This window comes from Pedobacter sp. GR22-6, assembly GCF_037402555.1.
In the GTDB taxonomy this organism is placed as follows: domain Bacteria; phylum Bacteroidota; class Bacteroidia; order Sphingobacteriales; family Sphingobacteriaceae; genus Pedobacter.
Window position 1 is genome coordinate 533,721 of sequence record NZ_JBBEUC010000004.1, and the last position, 21,505, is coordinate 555,225.

Below are 21,505 nucleotides of genomic sequence, written 5' to 3' on the forward strand. Positions count from 1 at the left end.
TTTCTTGAACGATCTTTTACAGAGATAAATAAGTATACAATAACAAGGAGATGATGCCTACCACCATCATGAATATATAAAAGCCAACATTACCAGACTGTACCAAACGCAGCCCCTTGCTGGCCTCCGTGGTTCCCCAGCCCAGACTGTTGACAATACCATCTACGATTTTAAGATCTACGATCTTGTAAAAGAATCCGGACAACACATCCAGTGGCTTTCTGAATACCGCATCATAGATCTCATCAAAATAGAACTTACGATAGGATAAATTAGCCAGTGCAGAACGTTTTGCTTCGTCAGGTACTGGTATGTGTGCATTCTTTATGTACTTCACGTAAGCAAATACGATAGAAACCAATACACCTAGCACAGAAACAGCCATCAAAGCATATTCAGTAGCGTGATCGGGTGATTCCCCATGATGACTGATGACTGGCGACAACCAATGTGACAACCAATGACTGCCTCCCAATGCTTCCGGAATTCCAATGATACCTCCTATAGCCGATAATACCGCCAAAACGATCAATGGAACCGTCATACTCTTAGGCGATTCATGGATTTTCTCTTCTGCATGGTGTGTACCGCGGTATTTACCATAAAAAGTCAGGAACAACATTCTGAACATATAGAACGCAGTCAGGAATGCACCAAAAACGGCAATCCCCCACATTACTTTGTCATGCAGGTAAACATGCGCCAGGATTTCATCCTTAGAGAAGAATCCAGAGAAGGGAGGTAAACCTGCAATAGCAATCGTACCGATCAGCATGGTCAGGAATGTCACAGGCAATTTCTTACGTAAGCCACCCATATGCCTCATGTCCTGCTCATGGTGTAAAGCATGGATCACTGAACCTGCGCAAAGGAACAATAATGCCTTAAAGAAAGCATGGGTGATCACATGGAAGAATGCACCATTGTAAGCGCCCACTCCCAGTCCCAGGAACATATAGCCCAATTGAGAAACTGTCGAATAAGCCAATACTTTTTTAATGTCAGTTTGAGTAAGGGCAATGATGGCTGCTACCAATGCCGTAGCCAGGCCTACAATAGCGATAATATGCTGTATCGAAGGGGCCAGGTCGAAGATCAGGTTGGATCTGGCGATCATATAAATCCCTGCCGTTACCATCGTAGCTGCATGGATTAGCGCAGAAACCGGTGTCGGTCCGGCCATCGCATCCGGCAACCAGGTAAACAATGGCAATTGTGCCGATTTACCGCAGGCACCGATAAACAACAATAAGGCAATCAGCGCGATCGTACCGTCGCCCGGCAGCATGTTTGCTGCCTGAGGAAATATTTTAGAGAACTCCAGGCTTCCAAATGTCGTGAAGATAAAGAACACACCCAATAAAAAACCCAGATCACCGATCCGGTTCATCACAAAAGCTTTCTTGGCAGCAGAGGCATAGGCACTATTGGTATACCAGAAACCGATCAGCAGGTAAGAACAAAGTCCTACTCCCTCCCATCCGATGAACATGACGATGTAGTTCGAACCGAGCACCAGCAGGAGCATGAAGAAGATAAATAGGTTCAGGTAGGCAAAGAACTTACCGAATCCTTCATCATCGTGCATATAACCGACAGAATAGATATGGATCAGGAAACCGACCCCGGTTATGATCAGCAACATGATCGAACTGAGTGGATCTACCAGGAATGACAGGGGGATATGCAGCGAACCGGCACTGATCCAGTCAAACAAAAATACTTCATGAGATTTTACAGGATCTGAACCCAAAGCCAGGAATATACATACACTGATCACAAACGAAGCCAGTATCGCCGTACTTCCGATCACTCCGATCAGCCCTTTGGATAATGTGTTTCTTCCTAATCCATTGATGATAAAACCAATCAATGGGATCAACGGAACCAGCCAAACTAAATCTATTATCATCTTATAACTTATTCTTAATAACTACCACTTAAGGCGATTCAACACATTAATATCTATGGACTGCGTATTTCTGTAAACCATTACAATGATACTCAGGCCTATTGCTACTTCTGCAGCAGCAAGTGCCATGATAAAGAACACAAACACTTGTCCCGAAGGATCGTTACTGTGTACAGAAAAGGCAGTTAGCAAAAGGTTTACAGCATTCAGCATCAACTCTACTGACATGAAAATAACGATGGCATTTCTGCGGGTCAGTACGCCGATTACGCCGATGGCGAAAATAATAGCACTTAGCCAGATGTAATGGTTAAGCGGTACTCCCTGTAATTGTTGGGTCATGTTCTCCACTATACTTTTTCTTTTTTAGTTAACAATACCGCACCCACCATCGCTGAAAGCAGCAGAATAGAGGACAGTTCAAATGGCAGCATATAAGGGCCAAATAGTTCTTTTCCAAGGTTCTTCAGCAATCCCAGATTTGGATTCTTCAGGATCACCGGATCGGAAATGGCAGTCGCCTTCAAAGATCCGGCGAGCGTCACGATCAGGCAGCAGCCTGCAATCACACCCACAACTTTGACCAAATTCGATTTTAAAGGCTCATTGTCCTTGTTCAGGTTCAGGAGCATCAGTACAAAAAGGAAAAGTACCATGATCGCCCCCATGTAAACAATGAAGTTCACAACAGCCAGGAACTGGGCATTTAACAGCACATAATGAACTGTGAATGTAAAAAATGTAACGATCAGGTAAAGCACGCTATGCACTGGGTTCTTTGAAAAAATAACCATCAGTGAAAAGATCACGCTCAATGTTGCTACAAAATAGAATACTGATGTACCCATTATCTATGTTTAATTATTATTCACCCCGTCATCGCGAGGAACGAAGCAATCTTATTTTCAAGTCAATTGCTTTAGGATTGCTTCGTTCCTCGCAATGACGGTTACTAATACAGTTATTTTTCCAAAGGGGCTTCAACCAGCTTATCCTTACCATAAATGAAGTCCTTACGCAGGTAATCTGCAGGCACGATCGGACCATCCAGGTAGATCGCTTCTTTTGGACAGGCTTCTTCGCACAGTCCGCAAAAAATACAGCGCAGCATGTTGATCTCATATACCGAAGCATATTTCTCTTCGCGGTACAGGTCTTTCTCTTCCGGCTTCCGCTCTGCAGCAATCATTGTGATCGCCTCTGCAGGACAGGATAAGGCACAAAGTCCACAGGCTGTACAGCGTTCCTTACCATTTTCGTCCCTTTTCAACGAGTGCATCCCACGGAAATTCGTAGAGAATTCCCTTTCCACTTCAGGATACCGGATAGTCGCCTCTTTTTTGAACAAGTGGCTGAAGGTAACAGTAAGCCCTTTCGCAATCGCAGGAAGATACATACGCTCCCCAAAGGTCAGTGGCTTTTGTTCTAATACTTTCTTTTTACTGGTCAATGGTTCCATTAAACCTCCTTATTGTTATCCGCAAATGCGGGTTTAAAATTTCTCAATTATTGCAATCACAATACCTGTGATGATGATGTTGGCAATCGCCAGCGGGATCAGTCCCTTCCAGCCCAAATGCATCAGTTGATCATAGCGGAAACGCGGAATGGTCCAGCGAACCCACATGAAGAAGAAGATGAAGGCAAAGATTTTGACAAAGAACACTACAGTACCGAAAATCGGTGCCCAAGTAGGTCCCAGCAACTCTGCCATGAAATCCATTCCGGGATAGTTATAGCCACCAAAATATAACGTTGCCATTACTGCCGAGGATACGAACATATTGATGTATTCCGCAAACAGGTAAAAGCCCAGTTTCATTGAAGAATACTCCGTATGGTAACCACCGATCAGCTCGGTCTCACATTCCGGTAAATCGAAAGGTGCTCTATTGGTTTCTGCAAAAGAACAGATCATAAAGATCAGGAAACCCAGCGGCTGATACAGCACATTCCAGTGCCAGCCATGCTGCTGTTCTACGATCTCTTTCAAACTCATGGTATTGGTCACCAGCAACAGGGCAATGATGGACAAGCCCATAGCAATCTCATAACTGATGTTTTGAGAAGCGGCCCTGATCGCACTGAGCAAAGAATATTTATTGTTGGAAGCCCAGCCCCCGATCATTACACCATAAACACCAAGGGAAACTACACCAAAAATGTAAAGAATACCGACATTGATGTCAGTCACCTGCAAAGGAACAATCCTATCACCGATGCTGATCGCACTACCCCATGGAATCACAGCGGTACCGATACAGGCAGTAAGCATAGCCAGTCCAGGCCCTACCATAAACAGCCATTTATTGGAGTTGGAAGGAATGATCTCTTCCTTCATGAACATCTTCACACCGTCGGCCAATGGCTGCAGGATTCCGAAGGGACCAGCTCTGTCCGGTCCAAGCCTGTCCTGTAAAAAGGCAGCCACCTTCCGTTCTGCATAGGTAGAATACATCGCAATGACCAGACTAATGGCAAAAATGATGGTTACCAGCACAAATTTTTCGATTACAAAAGCTACGTCCATTAGAATTTAGTGGTTTTTTCTAGTTCTATCCTGTTTGCCTGCTGCAATTGAGGGTTGTTCTGAATTACTGGCAATGGTTTTAAAGTCTCATAATGGTTCGACGCAATTACCGAAGCATCACTGATGTGGGTAGGGTGTTCTATTGTCCAGTCCGCAGTCTTTTTCTTCTCGAAACGGCAGGTATTGCAAATGAACTCTTCTACTTCGCCATATACATCTTTACGTGCAGTCACACGCAATACATCTTCTCCTTTGTACCAAAGGGTTACTTTACCGCTGCAGGTCGGGCAATCCCTGTGTGCATCGATCGGCTTGGTAAACCAAACCCTGTTTTTAAACCTGAAGGTCTTATCGGTCAGGGCGCCCACCGGACAAACGTCGATTACGTTACCTGAAAAATCGTTGTCTACCGCAGTCTGGATATAGGTAGAGATTTCTGAATGGTCTCCCCTGTTCAAAATTCCGTGCACCCGTTTATTGGTGATCTGATCGGCAGTGAACACACAACGGTAGCACAGGATACACCTGTTCATGTGCAACTGGATCTTATCTCCTATATCGATACGCTCGAAAGTCCGGCGCTCAAATTCATACCTTGTTTTTTGTAAACCGTGCTCATAACCCAAATTTTGCAGGTCGCATTCTCCGGCCTGGTCACATACCGGGCAATCCAGCGGGTGGTTGATCAGCAGAATCTCCACAACACCACTTCTCGCTTCCAATACTTCCGGCGAAGTAATGTTCTGCACTTCCATCCCATCCATTACAGTAGTACGGCAGGATGCTACCAGCTTAGGCATCGGGCGGGGGTCCTTTTCAGAACCTTTACTTACTTTCACAATGCAGGTACGGCACTTACCGCCGCTACCTTCTAATTTGGAATAATAGCACATCGCAGGAGGAACGATATCACCACCAATTTGCCTTGCAGCATTTAAAATGGTCGTTCCCGGCGCTACTTCTACTGTTATTCCGTCAATGGTTACCTTAACTGTATCACTCATGATTGTTAATTTCCTGTCGTAACTTCTGCTTTAGCAATCGGCTCAGCATAATTTGCCAAACCATAATTTGTCTCTAGAGATTTAACCGGCTCTTTTACATGCCACTCAAACTCATCCCTGAAATGCCTGATGGCACTCGCAACCGGCCAGGCCGCTGCGTCACCAAGCGGACAGATCGTATTTCCTTCTATTTTCTTCGAAACATCCACCAAAAGGTCAATGTCACTCATTTTACCATGTCCGTATTCCAGTCTGTGCAATACTTTTTCCATCCATCCCGTTCCTTCACGGCAAGGCGAACATTGTCCGCAACTTTCATGGTGATAAAAACGTGCAAAGTTCCAGGTATTCCTTACGATACACTGATCTTCATCAAATGCAATGAAACCTCCGGAGCCCATCATCGTACCGGTAGCAAAACCGCCTTCAGCCAGGGACTCATAGCTCATCAGCCTTGGCTCGCCATTGGCCAGTTTCAGACTCAGGTTTGCCGGTAAAATCGGCACTGAAGATCCTCCCGCAACCGTTGCCTTCAGTTTCTTGCCGTTCGCGATACCACCGCACCACTCGTCGGAATAAATGAATTCTTCTACCGATAAGCCCAACTCAATTTCATAGACACCGGGTCTCACCAGGTTTCCCGAAGCCGAGATCAACTTGGTTCCTGTACTTCTGCCGATACCGATCTTTGCATATTCCTCTCCGCCATCATTGATGATCGGTACAGTAGCTGCAATAGATTCTACGTTATTTACTACGGTCGGACAACCATACAGTCCCGCAATAGCAGGGAATGGCGGTTTGATCCTTGGGTTTCCTCTTTTTCCTTCCAGTGATTCCAAAAGGGCAGTCTCTTCACCACAGATGTAAGCTCCACCTCCGGGCTGAACGTACAGTTCCAGGTCATATCCCGAACCCAAAATATTTTTACCTAAGAAGCCTGCATTTTTAGCTTCTGCAATCGCTTTTTCCAGGATCCTGATCTGCGGCATCATTTCTCCCCTTACATAGATGTAAGAAGTATTGGCGCCTAATGCAAAACTGGAAACGATCATGCCTTCGATCAGCGCATGGGGAATATGGGTCATGAGGTAGCGGTCCTTAAAAGTTCCGGGCTCCGACTCGTCTGCATTACAGACCAGGTAACGGGGCACACCCTCTGGTTTTGCCAAAAAGCTCCATTTCATTCCCGTAGGGAATCCCGCACCACCACGTCCGCGCAGACCCGACTTTTTCACCTCTTCCACCACTTCTTCAGGGCTCAGGGTTTTCAAAGCCTTTTCTACCGCACGGTATCCGCCTTTTTGGCGATACACATCAAGTGTATTGATGCCAGGTACGTTTATGTGTTCTAATAAGAGTTTACGGGCCATTATTTCTTGCGTAAATCGTCTATCAATGCGTCCACCTTTTGTTCATCAAGGTTTTCGTAAAATGTATACTCCGGACCGATCTGCAATACCGGGCCATACCCGCAGGCAGCCAGGCATTCCACACCTCTCCAGCTAAACAAACCGTCTTCCGTCACTTCTCCTTCTTTTACACCCAGTTTGTTTTCTATATGTGTCATGATTTTCTCCGCACCAACCAAACAGCAAGGTCCTGTACGGCATACTTCCAGCATGTATTTACCCTGAGGTTTCAGGAAGTACATAGTATAAAAAGAAGCCACTTCATACACCTCGATCGGTAAAATGTCCAGGTGTGCAGCTACTTTGTCCATTGCACTGGTACTTAGCCAGCCCAATTCGGCCTGGGTTTCATGCAGCATGGGTAATAAAGCAGATTTTTGTTTTCCCTCAGGGTATCTGCCAATGATCTCATCAAACTTTGCGATCAAAGCTGCCGAGAATGCTACAGGTTGTGTTTCTTCTACTTTAAGCATCTAATTCTCCTGCAATAATGTTCATGCTACTCATGTTGATAATGGCATCTGACAACAGCATACCTTTACTCATCAGCGCAAACATCTGGTAATTAATAAAACTAGGTCTCCTGAAGTGCAGACGGTAAGGAGTTCTTCCCCCATCATTGATCAGGTAAAAACCAAGCTCACCGTTACCACCCTCTACAGCATGGTACACTTCAGCTTTCGGGGCGTCAATCTCACCCATCACAATCTTAAAGTGATAGATCAGTGCCTCCATATTATTGTAAACTTCTTCTTTTCCAGGAAGATAGAACTCAGGGACGTCTGCATGAAAAATCCCCGCAGGTTCTTTCTTGATCTTGTCCAGCGCCTGCTGAATCAGGCTCAGGCTCTGCCACATTTCTTCATTCCTCACCAGGTAACGGTCGTAAATGTCGCCACTGGTACCTACCGGAACTTCAAAATCAAAATCTTCATACGATGAGTAAGGATCACTCACACGCACATCGTAATCTACTCCAGCTGAGCGCAGCAAAGGGCCGGTCCAACCGTAGTCCAGTGCCTGCTCTGCAGAAACAGCAGCGACTTTAGCAGTTCTGTCTATAAAAATCCGGTTCCTGTTGAGCAGACTTTCAAACTCCCTCAGGGCTACCGGAAACTCTTTCAAAAATTTATCGATTTTCGCAAAAGCAATCTCATTGAAATCTCTTTCAAATCCCCCGATCCGGCCAATATTGGTTGTCAGTCTGGCGCCGCAAACTTCTTCAAAAATCTCGTAAATATGTTCCCTGAACTGGAAAAGGTAGAGGAATGTCGTTGTTGCACCGGTATCTTGTGCGATGATCGTGTTACAAATGATATGATCCGCAATCCGCGAAAGTTCCATCACCACTACCCTAAGGTAGTCCACGCGTTTCGGCATTTTTATGTTCAGCAATTTCTCTACTGTCATATGCCAGCCCATATTGTTGATGGGTGATGAGCAATAGTTCAGGCGGTCGGTCAGCGGTGTGATCTGATAAAAAGGCCTGTGTTCGGCTATCTTTTCAAAGGCACGGTGTATGTAACCGATTGTAGAAACACCACTCACGATCCGCTCTCCGTCCAGCTGGATCACATTTTGAAAAACACCGTGTGTTGCCGGGTGAGTCGGACCTAAGTTCAAGGTCACCAGTTCATTCTGCGGGTCGTTATCTGTATATACTGGCTGATTGTTCATGAGTTATTATCTACCAAAGTATTCGTCTTTTTTATCTACTCTATTCGGATCTTCCAAAGGATATTGCTTCAGCATGGGGTGCACACCCAGCTCATCCATATTCAGGATTCTTCTCAGGTCGGGATGACCCTCAAATTTCACTCCGAACAGGTCATAAGTCTCGCGTTCCATCCAGTTGGCCGCATTCCAAAGTACAGTAGCTGTCGGGATTTCAGGCTGGCGCTCGTCTATGAACACCTTCACACGAATCCTGATCCGGTGCACCATGCTATTCAGGTGGTAAACTACCGCAATACCATGCTTTTTCTCCGGATAATGCACAGCCGTAATGTCTGTCAGGAAATTGAAATTCGCTAAATCATTTTGTTTAAGAAAACCAAGCACATCAATGATCACATCCGTACTGGTCTCAAAAGTAAGTAATCCGTAAGGTTCATTCACACCGATGATTTTGCCACCGAACTTTTCGGTCAGCAATTGGATCAGCTCATGATTCGTTACTTCTGCCATTATAGTATTCCGTATGAAGCCAACATTTCTTTATACTGGTCAGAATTCCTCCTTCTTGAAGATTCATTCTTCACCAGCTCCTGGATCTTACCAAAGCCATCCAGAATGGCTTCCGGACGCGGAGGGCAACCAGGGACATAAACGTCCACCGGAATAATTTCATCGATCCCCTGCAACACAGAATAGGTATCGAAGATACCGCCACTCGATGCACAAGCACCAACAGCCATCACCCATCTCGGCTCCGCCATCTGCAGGTAAACCTGCTTCAGTACGGGCGACATCTTCTTGGCAATCGTCCCCATAACCATCAGCAAATCTGCCTGACGGGGTGAAAAACTCAAGCGCTCTGAACCAAAACGACCGAAATCGTAATGCGAACCCATGGTAGCCATAAATTCGATCCCGCAACATGATGTCGCAAATGGCAAAGGCCATAATGAATGTGATCTGGCCAAACCAATAACCTTATCAAAGGAGGTGGCAAAAAAGCCGGATCCTTCTATGCCTGGAGGCGCGTCTACTATATTGATGTTACTCATGATACAAAACGAAAAAGGTTCATTCCTGTAAAGAATGAACCACAAATTTACAATTTTTAAAAGCAAATAGGTCGGAGAGGCTGCATTTAGAACCGATCTAAATAGATTAATTCCAGTCCAGCGCTTTCTTTTTTAAGACATAAATAAAGCCTAGTAAAAGTGTCCCCATGAAGATGAACATCTCTACCATACCAGCCATCCCGAGCTCCCTGAAATTCACTGCCCAGGGATACATAAAGATCACCTCCACATCAAACAAAACGAAAAGGATCGCAACCAGGAAATACTTGATAGAGAAAGGCTGACGCGCGTTTCCTACTACTTTAATTCCCGCCTCAAAGGTCGATAATTTATCGGCAGTCTTTCTTTTTGGCCCAAGATAATGGGTCGCTATTAAAGTAACCACTACAAAACCCAGTGCTACAAGCACCTGAAATATGATGGGTAAAAAATCTACTGCTCCGCTTTGTGTTTCCATGCTGATCTGATTATAGGGCAAAATTAAAAGAAAAAGGCAGGATCACAACCCTGCCTTTTCAATTTTCCGTCGAAATCGACTATTTTTTCTTAGGCGCTGACTTTGTTGCTGCTTTAGGAGCAGGTGCAGTTAGCGATTTTAATCCTTCTTGTGCAAGCGCATTCGTTGGATCTAAAGCAAGGGCCTTATCCCAATATAATTTCGCTTTAGCTTTATCCTCTTTGTAAGATGCAAAACCTGCAATTTGATTGTATGCTTCCAGCATGTTCTTTTTCACAGCAGCAGTCTGTTTGTCTACATGTGCTTCTGTTGAATCCAGGTATTGCTGATAAAAAGGCAATTTCAGTCCGGTAGGATCAGTATCGCTGTCCATCAGGTTATTTACACGACCTCTCCACAAATAAGCATCATACGTAGTCGGAGAATATTTCGCAAGCGTAGCAAACGAAGAATCTGCTTTAACCAGAATATCTTTAGATGGATTGGTTTTCTCGCTGTAACCTTTTGCGTAGAAGAAATAAGAAGCAAGTCCATGGTAGTAGAAGTTCAATAAAGCTCCTGTTCCCTTTCCTGTCGGGTTGAATCTGTTGGCCAAAGCGTAAGTAGTCATTGCTTTCTTATAATCTTTAGCATCATAGTAAGTTTTAGCCAGGTCAGCTAAAATTACAGATTTAGATGAATCACGCTGAAGTGCCTTAGTGATTGTAATGATACCCAGACTATCTTCTTTGTTTTGCAATTGTGACTGACCAAGGTAGAAGTAATCTTCAGAGATGATCCTCGATGTGTCTGTTGCTTTCGCAAAGAAATCATTCATGAACTGTAAAGCCTGAGGATAATTTTTATTCTCATAAGCCGAATAGCCCCTTAACCTCAAAACGATCAGATTTTTCGGATCATTAGGGTTCATAGAAGCCAGTGCAGTAGTCTCTTGCTCCAAAGTCTGGAAATCTTTCGCATAGAACAGGATCTGTGCGTATCTGATTCTTGATTCGTAAGATTTATCGGTCAAATCAAGATATTTTTTATAGTTCTCAATTGCCTGTGCATTTTTTGCTGCAGCATTTGCCGGCTCAAAATCTGCCCATTGTCTGTACAATTCAGCCAACTCGCGGTAAGCAGGACCATAATTAGGGTCAGCAGAAACTACTGTTTGCAATTCGGTTTCTGCATCACTAAATGCACGTGATTCCTTATACATACGGCCGATCTGTACGGTAGCTCTGTATAAAGTAGCATCGATACTCAATGCACGCATGTATGCTGACAATGCTTCAGAGTTCTTACGTTGCAAAGCATAGTAATCACCTAAAGCCAGGAAAGTTTCAGCATCGGCGTCTTTTGCATCGATCTCATCTGCTTTTTGCAGGTAAGGTAAAGCCGACTCAAAATCTGGTTTGTCAATCGCAATATAAGCTTTACCTACATATAGGCTTGGCGTATGGTCTTTTTTAGAAGCCATTTCAATCGCTTTTGCAAAGTTTGTCTTTGCTGAAGCTGCATTATTCGACATCAGATCAGCTTGTCCCAATCCAACATAGTTCAGGGCAAATTTAGCATCTGCAGTAATCCCCTGTGTATAGGCTGCCCTGGCAGAATCCAAATAATCCCTGCTTAAATAAACATTTCCTAAATAAAAATAGTTCTCTCCTTTTCCGGATTGTGATTTCACCAACGATTTTAGCATCCCGGTCGCTTTCTGGTACTGTTCGGCATCTATGGCCTTTTTCGCATCAGCTAAACTTTGAGCAAAAGAGGCAGAACCCATCACTACTAAACCTAAACATAAGGTTATTGCTTTCTTTGTCATTTTCATGGTTCGTATATTAGAATTTAATTTGTTATGAAGCTTGCTTGCGCAGGTTTCATGGTTCGTATTTTAGTATTTAATTTTGTTATGAAGCGGATGTGATGCTCCAAATTGTTCGTTACTGTTTTAGATTTCTAAAATATAAATTTTATTTTGTATTCTTCAGGTTAAATTCTCTTGGCATCAATTTATGAGGCCCCAAGCCTGATCGCAAAACGATCAATTGTCCGCGCTGGCTCATTAACCAGTTAGCAAATCCTGTACCTAAACCATCCCTGCCCTCACAGTTGATGATGTAAACATTCCGCAAAAACGGATAGGTAGCGTCCATTAAATTCTTTTGAGTAGGCTGATAAAAAGCGTCGTCCCCCAATTTTCCCTTTAGATTTTTGACTCCCAGTGTTTTTACTCCGGAGATGTATTCAGAGCTTCCTGTGCTTTTTTCTATCAACCAGTTGACTCCGATTACCCCGATATAGTTCTTATGTTCTGAAACGTACTTGATTACATCATTATTATGTTCCAGGGTATAAATTCCTTGTTTTGGCAAATCTTTTATTCCCGCGAGGTCTTTAAAATACCTTAAGGTACTGGAATATGCATTGTCGAAGACAAGATTTGGCCCACCAGCAGCTGCTCTTCCTTTCAGGATACTGATTACCTGCTCCACAGTAATTGTGGTATCAGGATTGTCTTTATTGGTGATCAGGGCGATTCCATCAATGGCGAATCTGGAAGTCTTTGGAATAATATTTCTGTTTCGGTATACCTTCGCCTCTTCAGGCTTCAGCATCCTCGACAAAATGATTACACCCATGCTGTCATTTAAGAAAGCCGGCACAATCTTATTCTCATTCCCGGGCACCACCGTAATTTTAGCGTCCTTATAGTCAGCATTAAATACTTCGATCTGGTCTCTAATGATCGATGAAAAAGATTCATCCACCAGTATCTTGGCAGTACCGGAAGTACGGGTCTGGATGACCACATCTTTTTTGCCACCCTTGCAAGCGGCCAGCATCAACACAACAAGTACTATACTGAGGTTTTTCATGTTAATCGTCATTCGGTTTCATCACGCGATTGAAACGGATCGCTGCATATACAATTAGCAAGGCTCCAAGGGCGATGCGGTAAGGCTGATCCAGGGTAATGGGCATGTCTTTCCATAAGATCAGGACCAGGCCCAAAATCAGGTAAACCGTAAACATGACTAGCCCTAAAATAAACAGAAACCGCTGTTGAGGCGATTTCTGTTTAAATGTTCTCAAATCAAACATCTATTATTGTTGTAAGGTAAAACTAATTGGAATGTTATATTTCACACGAACCTTCTTACCATTCTGGATACCTGGTATCCATTTTTTACTCGCTTTAAGTACACGAACGGCTTCTTCATCCGTACCGCCACCCAGTTTTCTATCTACTTTGATATCGGTCAAGCTTCCGTCTTTCTCTACTACGAAAGAAAGGAATACTTTACCCTGGATGTTGTTTTCCTGAGCCATCTGAGGGTACCTTACTGCTTTACCCAGATATTCGTAGAACTTATCCATACCACCTGGGTAAGTTGGATGTTGTTCCAAACTGGTGAAGTCGTACACTTTAGTATCCTCTACTACTGCTGCCTGTTTCGGACCGTCACCAGCTGCTGTAGCGATTACGATGTCCGCATCAGGGTCACCGGCGATGGTTTTCTGACCAGGGTCAGCCTTTTTCAGGTCTTCAATGGTTGGCGGCTCTTCGTCACGTACCAGTTCATCTGGCTTTACGATCGGAGGAGGAAACTTCACCTGATCCTGTTTCGGAGGTGGCGGCTCTACCGGTGGCGGTGGAGGTGTTTCCGGGTTTACTGGTGGCGGCGGTTGCACCACAACCTCCACTTGTTTCACCTCTTCGATCACAGGCTCCTTGCCTTTGAACAACTCTGATATCTTCGGGGAAAGGAACAACAGGATAAATCCCGTTGACGCAATCAGCAATGATTTAGTGGTGTTGGAGGCACTCTTCTGACGGAGCTCATAAGCACCGTAAGCTTTGTTCTTGCCTGCAAATACCACATCAAGCCAATCCCTTTTTAGTAAATCTATTTTAGAACCTAACATAGCTTAATATTTTCTTGTTTAATGTGTTTATAATATACCAGCTTGTTTCATTGCGGCCTTTTCACTATCCAGGATATAAACGTCATCGATCGCCGGAGCAGTTTTAATGCCCACAATGTTCAATTCGTCCATGATATCCACAAAGTTCTTGTAAGTCGCACCGTCCGTAGGTTTAATTACTACTACCAGGTTTCTTCCCTTGCTTTTATAAACATCCTCTTTATTCTTCATTAAGGATTTTCTGACTTCAGAAAAACTCTCAATATTAGGAGCTGTAGACCCTGCTTCTCCCATGTACCAGGCTACCTTATCGTTTTTACCCAATAAGATGGTCATAGTTTCAGAGGCCCTTAATTCCAATTTTACGTCATTGTCCTCTTGATCCGGTTTCGCAATGTCCATCGCGATCGGCTTCGACAGGGAGGTTGTTAGCATAAAGAAAGTGATCAATAAGAAGGCCAGATCCACCATCGCAGTCAAATCGACTTTGGTACTTGCTTTCTTACTTCTAACCTTCCCGCCTTTTTTCCCTCCCCCGCTGGAGGTATCTAATTCTGCCATAATTTATCTTATTTACCGCCTTCGGTTGATGTAATTAAACTAAACTTGTTTACTTTTTGATCTTGCAGGATATCGATGATCTTTTTGATCACAGGATATTCTTCTTTAGCATCACCTCTGATACTGATACGTAAAGGGGCATTGTGCAATTCAGCTACCGCCTGACGGTTTTGCATGATCCACTGATCCAGTTCTTTACTTACTGAATCCGTAGGAATACCGTTCCCGGCTTTTGCATACTTGTCACGTGCCTCTCCATCCAGCATAATGAATTGCTTCAGGTTCTGGATCGGAACTCCAAACGAACCGATTACGGAAAAACGTTTGATTTCTTCAGGAGAGAAAGTGATTTTATATTGCTCACCCATTTTCTGAAGTGTCAACTTCTTAACGTCCGCACCTACGATCTCGTAGAACACCTTTCCTTTACCGATCGATAAGATCCCCATGTCCGTATCCGGAAGTTTGATCTTATAGGTCGAGGTCGGTATACTGACCTCCAGAGGATCAGGCTGACGCGCTGTTGCTGTTAAAATAAAGAAAGTCAGTAGCAGGAAGGACACGTCGCACATAGCCGTCATATCAATCGCGGTACTCTTTCTTTGGACCTTTGCTCTTGGCATAATTTTAAAAATTATTGTTTCTTTTTACTAATGATGTTAATTCTTCCGGTTTTCCATAAAGCCGGTAAAAAAAAATTCATTATTTTTTATTTATGCGTAGAAGCGTAAGTCTGGATGATGCTGAAACCTGCCTCATCAATAGCGTAAGTCAACTTATCGATTTTTGAAGTCAGGATGTTATACATGATGATCGCAAAGGTGGAAGTACCGATACCAGTAGCCGTGTTAATTAGGGCCTCAGAGATACCAGTTGCCAATGCAGCCTGATCCGGAGCACCAGAGTTAGCCAAACCACCGAAGGCCTTGATCATACCTGTTACTGTACCCAATAGACCTGTCAATGTACCTACAGATACCAAAGTAGCGATTACAGTTAAGTTCTGCTCTAACATTGGCATTTCCAAAGTAGTAGCTTCTTCGATGTCTTTCTGAATAGCCAGACATTTTTGATCTGTATCCATGTTGGTTTCAGTTTCCATCTCACGGTATTTTTTCAGACCTGATTTGATTACGTTTGCAACTGAACCTTGTTGTTTATCGCACTCAGCCACTGCTGCTTCGATATTGTTTGAGTTCAGGAATGCTTGAATTTTCTTAACGAATGAATCTAACCCAGCTTTTCCTGTTGCTTTACTGATCACGATGAAACGCTCAATAGAGAACACAATAACCATTAAAAACATCCCCAATAGAACCGGTACAATCACACCACCTTTATAAGCCATACCCATATAGTTACCTGGGTTTGGAAGTGTTTCATGCAAATCCGGATCTGCTCCGCCAATGAAATTACCTCTATCTCCAAAGATAAACTTGTATACACAGAACCCAATGACTAAACAAATTGGAATTGTAAGCGTAGCGAATAAATTTGAAGCTGAAGAAGAGCTCTCTTTTTTAACTGTTGTTGGTTTTGGTGCGTTTGCCATTTTTTTTTAGTTTTTTAGTTTTTAGTACTTTGTTTTTTAAAATTATATAAATATTCCGTAATACACACAACGACGATTACAAACATTTGTTGCAATAACAAATTTATAACTTTGAATTTAATTACAATATTAAATAATCATTAGTTTGTGAATTCCTCTTGCAGCAGTTTAAACACCCTCACTGTTTGTATTACCTCTATTAATTAAAAAAGATTGTCTCGTTGTGGAGACAATCTTTCGCAATTAAAACTAAAAAAAAACTGAAATGCAAATTTTTCGTTAAAAAAAATGCTTTAAGCAGTGTTTTCGACTACTTTTGGCAAGGCCGACAAAATTTCCTCGCTGGCAAAGGCCTCAAACTGTTTAAAATTATCAATAAAGGCCTGCGACAGTTCGTTTGCCTTTACATCGTATTGATGCGGATCTGTCCAGGTATTTCTTGGGTTTAAAATCCCTGAAGGAACCTCCGGGCAACTGACCGGCATCTGCAGTCCAAACACAGGGTCGGTTGCATATTCCACCTTTTCCAATGTACCTTCCAGGGCGGCAGTAATCATTGCCCTGGTATAGGAAAGCTTCATGCGCTGCCCCACACCATACACTCCAGCACTCCAGCCAGTATTCACCAACCATACTTTTACATCGTGCTCCTGCATTTTCCTGCCCAGCAGTTCAGCGTAGCGTGTAGGATGCAAAGGCAAAAAAGCCTTCCCGAAACAAGCTGAAAAGGTCAATTGAGGTTCTGTAACCCCTGCTTCCGTACCGGCTACCTTAGCGGTATAGCCGGAAATGAAATGGAACATGGCCTGCGCAGCGGTCAGCTTCGAGATCGGCGGCAATACCCCAAAAGCATCCGCAGTAAGGAAGAAGATGTGTTTCGGGTCCGGGGCAATAGAAGGAATCACCGCGTTATCTATATAATGTATAGGATAAGCTACCCGTGTATTTTCTGTTTTATCAATATTGGAAAAATCGACGGTATTGGTACCAGGATAGTAATTCGTATTCTCAAGTAGCGCCCCCGGCCTGATGGCCTTGAAAATCTGCGGCTCTTTTTCCTCAGTCAGGTCTACACATTTGGCATAGCAGCCGCCCTCAAAATTGAACACAGAACCATCGGCCCAGCCGTGCTCATCGTCCCCGATCAGACCTCTGGCCGGATCTGCCGACAATGTCGTCTTTCCGGTTCCTGAAAGCCCAAAGAAAATAGCGGTATCACCTGCACTGCCCACATTGGCAGAACAGTGCATGGAAAGGATGTTGCGCTCGTATGGCAATACGAAATTCAACACCGAAAAGATTCCTTTCTTGATCTCACCGGTATAACCCGTACCGCCGATCAGGATGATCTTTTTTGTGAAATTCAAGATGGAAAAATTGGATTGCCTGGTCCCGTCCTGTTCAGGATTTGCCAGAAAGGAAGGTGCAGCAAGTATGGTCCATTCCGGGGCATCCCCCAATTCTGCTTCAACAGGTCTCAGAAAAAGGTTATTAGCAAATAAATTCTGATAAGCGCTTTCTGTGACTACCCTGATCGTCTTGCGGTAATTCGCGTCTGCACAGGCATAGGCATCCCGCACATAATATTTGTCGGCGGCATTCAAATGCCGGGTCAGTTTTCCCATCAGCGCATCAAACCGATCCGGATCGAATGGGATATTGATATCGCCCCACCAAACGGCGTCATGGGTAAGTGCATCATCTACAATAAATCTGTCTTTAGGGGAACGACCGGTGAAGGCACCGGTATCTATGGCCAGTGCACCGGTATCGGCAAGGCTGCCTTCTCCATTCGACAAGGCCTCCTCTACCAATTGTGCAACGTCCAGCTGATACAGAGCTTTATCTGAATCCAGGTTCAGATAGCTCAAATCAGGCGTCGGCATTACTGCTTTGCTCATATTTGAATAATAAGTTAGTCCGACAAAGTTATGTAGATAAAAAGGTAAAAAACACCCTTTTTACATAAAAATTTTACTTATTGTCGGGAATACACTAATACGCAAATAACTGAAATACAACTAAATAAACACAAAAATAAAGCTAAAATCAGCCTCCTGATTTCTTCACTTTAAATCCTTCTTTTTGCAGCAAATCCACCACCTTGTCCCTGAAATCTCCCTGGATCATGACCTCTCCATCTTTAGCTGCTCCACCTACCCCGCACTTGGTTTTCAGCATTTTGCCCAGTTTTTCCAGCGCCTCATCTGATCCCCTGAAGCCGGTGACCAGCGTAACGGCCTTTCCTCCCCTGTTTTTTTTGTCCAGCATCACCCGCAGGTCCTGCTGCTGGTTGGGCAGCGCTTGTTCCGGAATTTCGTTTTCTTCTTCATAGACAAAAGAAGGGTCTGTAGAATACATGATCCCCCCCAGGTCACTCAGGCTTTTCTTTTTAGGTTTCATAACAGGTATTTTTATGCGAATGCGTTAAGGACTAATGATATTTAAAGATAAGGGCGCCACACTGACCTCGATTTCCCTGCCCATGAAAAAAGGTTCTCCATCGATATGGATCGCATCATCCTGACTGCGCAAAATGCGGATTTCTTTCCCCCGGATGATCTCCACCAGGTCCGACTGGTCAGTTTTGGCATTCAGCATCTCATAGGCCAGTACAGGTAATTTATATAGGGGAAACTGCGGGATGACACAGACATCCAGCAGACCGTCTGTGACGGAAGCCCCTGCTGCAATATGCGCATTATTGCCGTATTGCGAAGAGTTGGCGATACTCAGCACCACGGCCTCACGGATATATTCCTTTCCGTCGATGATCAGCCGGTAAGTCTGAGGCCGGTAACTGAGTACCTCCCGGAACCCCAGCTTCAGATAGCCACTCAGGCCCCTGGACTTATTTCCCGCAAAAACAGAACTGATGTGGGCATCAAAGCCCATACCTGCCATATTGAAGAACGCTTTCCCGTTGAACCTTCCCGTATCGATCAAACCGGCCTTACCCTCATTGATCAGCTGAATCGCCTGAACCGGCTTAAGCGGGATCTTCATGTAACGCGCCAGTCCATTTCCAGATCCAAAAGGTATGATGCCCAATATCTTGTCGTATTGCATGACCTTGGCCGCTACTTCATTGATGGTGCCATCCCCCCCTACTGCTACAATCACATCAAAATTCTTATTGGCCGCCTCTTCTGCAATCTCGGAGGCATGTCCCACATATTCCGTAAAACTGAAGTTTGGGTTAAATTTCTCCCGGTCGAGATGTGCATCGATCAATGCAGGAATCTTTAACTTATCCTTCCCACCTGAAATGGGATTGATAATGAATAGAATGTTCGATTTTGACAAGGGGCCTTTCTTTAATGACGGTACAAAATAATTGATATTTTTTGACTATTTAAATATATAGTGTAATTTTGGCGCATCAAAGTGGACTGATTTGCGATGCTATCTTAAAAATAGCGGGATTGCAACCACGTAAAAAAAAGTGCTAACCGATCTACACTTCATTTTACCGCCTGTCTAGCAGGGTCTGATTCCATTTAGGTAATTGTTTAATTAAAAATTTAATTATTTAGAATGTCGTATTTATTTACATCCGAATCAGTTTCTGAAGGTCACCCAGATAAAATTGCCGATCAAATTTCAGACGCACTTATTGACAACTTCCTGGCTTTTGATGCAGAATCCAAAGTTGCCTGCGAAACGTTAGTTACTACCGGCCAGGTAATCCTTGCGGGAGAAGTGAAGTCTAAAACTTATCTGGACGTACAGCAGATTGCACGTGATGTGATCAAAAAGATCGGCTATACCAAAAGTGAATACATGTTTGAAGCCAATTCATGCGGTATCCTTTCGGCCATCCACGAACAATCTCAGGATATCAACCAGGGTGTAGACCGCAGCAATAAAGAAGAGCAGGGTGCCGGTGATCAGGGTATGATGTTTGGTTATGCTACCAACGAGACCCAGGACTATATGCCGCTGGCCCTGGACCTTTCACACAAATTGCTGCAGGAACTTGCTGTGCTCAGACGCGAAAATACAGAGATCACTTACCTGCGTCCCGATGCCAAATCTCAAGTGACACTGGAGTACGATGACAACAACAAGCCGGTACGCATCGACGCCATTGTAATCTCTACACAACACGATGATTTCGATGAGGAAACAACAATGCTGGCCAAGATTAAAAAAGACCTGGTAGACATCCTGATCCCACGTATCATCGCCAAATACCCACAGTACGCGCACTTATTCAACGATAAAATAGAATACCACATTAACCCGACCGGCAAATTCGTGATCGGCGGCCCTCATGGTGACACCGGTTTAACGGGCCGTAAGATCATCGTTGATACCTATGGCGGCAAAGGTGCACACGGTGGTGGTGCTTTCTCCGGAAAAGATCCAAGTAAAGTGGACAGAAGTGCAGCTTATGCAACCCGCCACATTGCAAAAAACCTGGTAGCAGCCGGCGTAGCCGACGAAATCCTGGTTCAGGTGAGTTATGCCATCGGTGTAGCCAAACCTATGGGTATTTACATCAACACCTATGGTACCGGTAAAGTGAACAAAACGGACGGAGAGATTGCCAAAATCGTAGAAGGTCTTTTTGACATGCGTCCATACTTCATTGAGCAACGGCTGAAACTTAGAAACCCAATCTATAGCGAAACTGCTGCTTATGGACATATGGGCCGTAAAGCAGAAACAGTAACGAAGACTTTTAGAACGCCAAACGGCGAAGAGAAAACAGTGACTGTTGAATTGTTTACCTGGGAGAAATTAGACTTTGTAGATCAGGTGAAAGCTGCTTTTGGATTGTAAGTAACATTTATCAAAATAATAAAAAGGCTTCCCGAGCGTTCGGGAAGCCTTTTTTATGCCCGTCAAAGAAATAAACCAAACCATTTCAGTAGCCTGTTGTTTTATTAGAACAAAATTAGAACTGTTATGGAACATCCGGTAGAAATGAATACGTTAAGCCAGATCTTAGAGAAGTTAAGGCTTAAAGGCTTAGACAACGAAATAAAGATGACCGACCATGGCAAAATGCAGGGCGTTGGTGTCAACAAGATTTACAGACCTGAGGATCTCAGCATCATCAAAACCTATCGTTTTGAGGGCGACTCTGATCCCGGAGATAATTCTGTACTATACATTCTGGAAGATAAAGAAGGTCAAATTGGCTATATCTTAGATGCATACGGTATGTACAGTTCACAGGAGAATGCCGGGTTCGACGACTTCCTGAAAAAGATCCCCACGGCCGACAGAGACCTGCAGGAACTGTTTAGTTAGACTGATCTCAAAATTTAATTATAAACCTAAATTTCATGTTGAAGCCATCTGCCCGCAGATGGCTTCTCTTTTATATGAATTCCGGTTGAATGCACAGTGAGTCCACCATGAGTCCACGTTGAGTCCACCTTTTTTCATAAAAAAGGTGGA

The 21,505-nt window shown here is 43.9% G+C and carries 24 protein-coding genes; 2 read left to right on the plus strand and 22 right to left on the minus strand.

Features of this window, described 5'->3' with window-relative positions; genetic code table 11:
* Nucleotides 1-16: 16 nt before the first annotated feature.
* From nuoL to WAE59_RS20505, 22 genes are all read right to left on the minus strand, one after another.
* Nucleotides 17-1,909: an NADH-quinone oxidoreductase subunit L gene (gene nuoL / locus WAE59_RS20400; RefSeq protein WP_337857885.1), complete on the minus strand. Its 1,893-nt coding sequence runs from the start codon at nt 1,907-1,909 to the stop codon at nt 17-19.
* Between the two features lie 24 nt (nt 1,910-1,933).
* Nucleotides 1,934-2,254, minus strand: coding sequence for an NADH-quinone oxidoreductase subunit NuoK (gene nuoK, locus WAE59_RS20405; RefSeq protein WP_443147267.1), 321 nt, complete (start codon nt 2,252-2,254; stop codon nt 1,934-1,936).
* Nucleotides 2,255-2,262: 8 nt separating this feature from the next.
* Nucleotides 2,263-2,760: an NADH-quinone oxidoreductase subunit J family protein gene (locus tag WAE59_RS20410; RefSeq protein ID WP_337857837.1), complete on the minus strand. Its 498-nt coding sequence runs from the start codon at nt 2,758-2,760 to the stop codon at nt 2,263-2,265.
* 113 nt (nt 2,761-2,873) lie between these two features.
* Nucleotides 2,874-3,371: a NuoI/complex I 23 kDa subunit family protein gene (locus WAE59_RS20415; protein ID WP_337857838.1), complete on the minus strand. Its 498-nt coding sequence runs from the start codon at nt 3,369-3,371 to the stop codon at nt 2,874-2,876.
* A 33-nt stretch (nt 3,372-3,404) separates the two neighbouring features.
* The gene (gene nuoH / locus WAE59_RS20420; protein ID WP_337857839.1) at nt 3,405-4,442 is read right to left on the minus strand and encodes an NADH-quinone oxidoreductase subunit NuoH; all 1,038 of its coding nucleotides are present in this window, start codon (nt 4,440-4,442) and stop codon (nt 3,405-3,407) included.
* Nucleotides 4,442-5,446: a 2Fe-2S iron-sulfur cluster-binding protein gene (locus tag WAE59_RS20425; RefSeq protein WP_337857840.1), complete on the minus strand. Its 1,005-nt coding sequence runs from the start codon at nt 5,444-5,446 to the stop codon at nt 4,442-4,444. The genes nuoH and WAE59_RS20425 overlap by 1 nt, the downstream gene beginning before the upstream one ends.
* A gap of 5 nt (nt 5,447-5,451) precedes the next feature.
* On the minus strand, nt 5,452-6,819 hold the full coding sequence (nuoF, locus tag WAE59_RS20430) for an NADH-quinone oxidoreductase subunit NuoF (protein ID WP_337857841.1): 1,368 nt from the start codon (nt 6,817-6,819) through the stop codon (nt 5,452-5,454).
* Entirely contained in the window at nt 6,819-7,331 is a 513-nt protein-coding gene (locus WAE59_RS20435) for an NADH-quinone oxidoreductase subunit NuoE family protein (protein ID WP_337857842.1), read from the minus strand. Before WAE59_RS20435 ends, nuoF begins: the two co-directional genes overlap by 1 nt.
* Entirely contained in the window at nt 7,324-8,535 is a 1,212-nt protein-coding gene (locus tag WAE59_RS20440) for an NADH-quinone oxidoreductase subunit D (RefSeq protein WP_337857843.1), read from the minus strand. The genes WAE59_RS20435 and WAE59_RS20440 overlap by 8 nt, the downstream gene beginning before the upstream one ends.
* A 6-nt stretch (nt 8,536-8,541) precedes the next feature.
* Entirely contained in the window at nt 8,542-9,045 is a 504-nt protein-coding gene (locus tag WAE59_RS20445) for an NADH-quinone oxidoreductase subunit C (RefSeq protein WP_337857844.1), read from the minus strand.
* On the minus strand, nt 9,045-9,587 hold the full coding sequence (locus WAE59_RS20450; protein ID WP_337857845.1) for an NADH-quinone oxidoreductase subunit B: 543 nt from the start codon (nt 9,585-9,587) through the stop codon (nt 9,045-9,047). The genes WAE59_RS20445 and WAE59_RS20450 overlap by 1 nt, the downstream gene beginning before the upstream one ends.
* Nucleotides 9,588-9,693: 106 nt before the next feature.
* Nucleotides 9,694-10,065 carry an NADH-quinone oxidoreductase subunit A gene (locus tag WAE59_RS20455; RefSeq protein ID WP_337857846.1) on the minus strand — a complete coding sequence of 124 codons (372 nt, stop codon included), beginning with the start codon at nt 10,063-10,065 and terminating at the stop codon, nt 9,694-9,696.
* Between the two features lie 79 nt (nt 10,066-10,144).
* On the minus strand, nt 10,145-11,881 hold the full coding sequence (locus WAE59_RS20460) for a tetratricopeptide repeat protein (RefSeq protein WP_337857847.1): 1,737 nt from the start codon (nt 11,879-11,881) through the stop codon (nt 10,145-10,147).
* Nucleotides 11,882-12,023: 142 nt separating this feature from the next.
* Complete coding sequence (locus tag WAE59_RS20465; RefSeq protein WP_337857848.1) at nt 12,024-12,929, minus strand: PstS family phosphate ABC transporter substrate-binding protein; 906 nt, start codon at nt 12,927-12,929, stop codon at nt 12,024-12,026.
* A gap of 1 nt (nt 12,930) precedes the next feature.
* Nucleotides 12,931-13,155 carry a hypothetical protein gene (locus WAE59_RS20470; RefSeq protein ID WP_337857849.1) on the minus strand — a complete coding sequence of 75 codons (225 nt, stop codon included), beginning with the start codon at nt 13,153-13,155 and terminating at the stop codon, nt 12,931-12,933.
* A gap of 3 nt (nt 13,156-13,158) precedes the next feature.
* Nucleotides 13,159-13,980, minus strand: a complete 822-nt coding sequence (locus tag WAE59_RS20475) for an energy transducer TonB (RefSeq protein WP_337857850.1) — start codon at nt 13,978-13,980, stop codon at nt 13,159-13,161.
* 27 nt (nt 13,981-14,007) lie between these two features.
* Nucleotides 14,008-14,541, minus strand: coding sequence for an ExbD/TolR family protein (locus tag WAE59_RS20480; protein WP_337857851.1), 534 nt, complete (start codon nt 14,539-14,541; stop codon nt 14,008-14,010).
* A gap of 8 nt (nt 14,542-14,549) precedes the next feature.
* Nucleotides 14,550-15,164: a biopolymer transporter ExbD gene (locus WAE59_RS20485; RefSeq protein ID WP_337857852.1), complete on the minus strand. Its 615-nt coding sequence runs from the start codon at nt 15,162-15,164 to the stop codon at nt 14,550-14,552.
* An 86-nt stretch (nt 15,165-15,250) separates the two neighbouring features.
* The gene (locus tag WAE59_RS20490; protein WP_337857853.1) at nt 15,251-16,093 is read right to left on the minus strand and encodes a MotA/TolQ/ExbB proton channel family protein; all 843 of its coding nucleotides are present in this window, start codon (nt 16,091-16,093) and stop codon (nt 15,251-15,253) included.
* Between the two features lie 293 nt (nt 16,094-16,386).
* Nucleotides 16,387-17,994 (minus strand): phosphoenolpyruvate carboxykinase (ATP), encoded by a 1,608-nt coding sequence (gene pckA, locus WAE59_RS20495; RefSeq protein ID WP_337857854.1) that lies wholly within the window; start codon nt 17,992-17,994, stop codon nt 16,387-16,389.
* A 148-nt stretch (nt 17,995-18,142) separates the two neighbouring features.
* Nucleotides 18,143-18,496 carry a translation initiation factor gene (locus WAE59_RS20500; protein ID WP_337857855.1) on the minus strand — a complete coding sequence of 118 codons (354 nt, stop codon included), beginning with the start codon at nt 18,494-18,496 and terminating at the stop codon, nt 18,143-18,145.
* A 24-nt stretch (nt 18,497-18,520) separates the two neighbouring features.
* Nucleotides 18,521-19,399, minus strand: coding sequence for a diacylglycerol/lipid kinase family protein (locus WAE59_RS20505; protein WP_337857856.1), 879 nt, complete (start codon nt 19,397-19,399; stop codon nt 18,521-18,523).
* Between the two features lie 231 nt (nt 19,400-19,630).
* Here WAE59_RS20505 and metK point away from each other — a divergent pair, with 231 nt between their 5' ends.
* Both metK and WAE59_RS20515 read left to right on the plus strand, forming a co-directional pair.
* The gene (metK, locus tag WAE59_RS20510) at nt 19,631-20,881 is read left to right on the plus strand and encodes a methionine adenosyltransferase (RefSeq protein WP_337857857.1); all 1,251 of its coding nucleotides are present in this window, start codon (nt 19,631-19,633) and stop codon (nt 20,879-20,881) included.
* 126 nt (nt 20,882-21,007) lie between these two features.
* The gene (locus tag WAE59_RS20515; RefSeq protein WP_337857858.1) at nt 21,008-21,355 is read left to right on the plus strand and encodes a hypothetical protein; all 348 of its coding nucleotides are present in this window, start codon (nt 21,008-21,010) and stop codon (nt 21,353-21,355) included.
* The last annotated feature ends 150 nt before the right edge of the window (nt 21,356-21,505 follow it).

Excerpts from the sequence above, each read along its gene's own strand:
- nuoK (WP_443147267.1), bottom strand. The coding sequence starts at position 2,254 with ATGACCCAACAATTACAGGGAGTACCGCTTAACCATTACATCTGGCTA.
- WAE59_RS20410 (WP_337857837.1), bottom strand. The coding sequence starts at position 2,760 with ATGGGTACATCAGTATTCTATTTTGTAGCAACATTGAGCGTGATCTTT.
- WAE59_RS20415 (WP_337857838.1), bottom strand. The coding sequence starts at position 3,371 with ATGGAACCATTGACCAGTAAAAAGAAAGTATTAGAACAAAAGCCACTG.
- nuoH (WP_337857839.1), bottom strand. The coding sequence starts at position 4,442 with ATGGACGTAGCTTTTGTAATCGAAAAATTTGTGCTGGTAACCATCATT.
- WAE59_RS20425 (WP_337857840.1), bottom strand. The coding sequence starts at position 5,446 with ATGAGTGATACAGTTAAGGTAACCATTGACGGAATAACAGTAGAAGTA.
- nuoF (WP_337857841.1), bottom strand. The coding sequence starts at position 6,819 with ATGGCCCGTAAACTCTTATTAGAACACATAAACGTACCTGGCATCAAT.
- WAE59_RS20435 (WP_337857842.1), bottom strand. The coding sequence starts at position 7,331 with ATGCTTAAAGTAGAAGAAACACAACCTGTAGCATTCTCGGCAGCTTTG.
- WAE59_RS20440 (WP_337857843.1), bottom strand. The coding sequence starts at position 8,535 with ATGAACAATCAGCCAGTATATACAGATAACGACCCGCAGAATGAACTG.
- WAE59_RS20445 (WP_337857844.1), bottom strand. The coding sequence starts at position 9,045 with ATGGCAGAAGTAACGAATCATGAGCTGATCCAATTGCTGACCGAAAAG.
- WAE59_RS20450 (WP_337857845.1), bottom strand. The coding sequence starts at position 9,587 with ATGAGTAACATCAATATAGTAGACGCGCCTCCAGGCATAGAAGGATCC.
- WAE59_RS20455 (WP_337857846.1), bottom strand. The coding sequence starts at position 10,065 with ATGGAAACACAAAGCGGAGCAGTAGATTTTTTACCCATCATATTTCAG.
- WAE59_RS20460 (WP_337857847.1), bottom strand. The coding sequence starts at position 11,881 with ATGAAAATGACAAAGAAAGCAATAACCTTATGTTTAGGTTTAGTAGTG.
- WAE59_RS20465 (WP_337857848.1), bottom strand. The coding sequence starts at position 12,929 with ATGAAAAACCTCAGTATAGTACTTGTTGTGTTGATGCTGGCCGCTTGC.
- WAE59_RS20470 (WP_337857849.1), bottom strand. The coding sequence starts at position 13,155 with ATGTTTGATTTGAGAACATTTAAACAGAAATCGCCTCAACAGCGGTTT.
- WAE59_RS20475 (WP_337857850.1), bottom strand. The coding sequence starts at position 13,980 with ATGTTAGGTTCTAAAATAGATTTACTAAAAAGGGATTGGCTTGATGTG.
- WAE59_RS20480 (WP_337857851.1), bottom strand. The coding sequence starts at position 14,541 with ATGGCAGAATTAGATACCTCCAGCGGGGGAGGGAAAAAAGGCGGGAAG.
- WAE59_RS20485 (WP_337857852.1), bottom strand. The coding sequence starts at position 15,164 with ATGCCAAGAGCAAAGGTCCAAAGAAAGAGTACCGCGATTGATATGACG.
- WAE59_RS20490 (WP_337857853.1), bottom strand. The coding sequence starts at position 16,093 with ATGGCAAACGCACCAAAACCAACAACAGTTAAAAAAGAGAGCTCTTCT.
- pckA (WP_337857854.1), bottom strand. The coding sequence starts at position 17,994 with ATGAGCAAAGCAGTAATGCCGACGCCTGATTTGAGCTATCTGAACCTG.
- WAE59_RS20500 (WP_337857855.1), bottom strand. The coding sequence starts at position 18,496 with ATGAAACCTAAAAAGAAAAGCCTGAGTGACCTGGGGGGGATCATGTAT.
- metK (WP_337857857.1), top strand. The coding sequence starts at position 19,631 with ATGTCGTATTTATTTACATCCGAATCAGTTTCTGAAGGTCACCCAGAT.
- WAE59_RS20515 (WP_337857858.1), top strand. The coding sequence starts at position 21,008 with ATGGAACATCCGGTAGAAATGAATACGTTAAGCCAGATCTTAGAGAAG.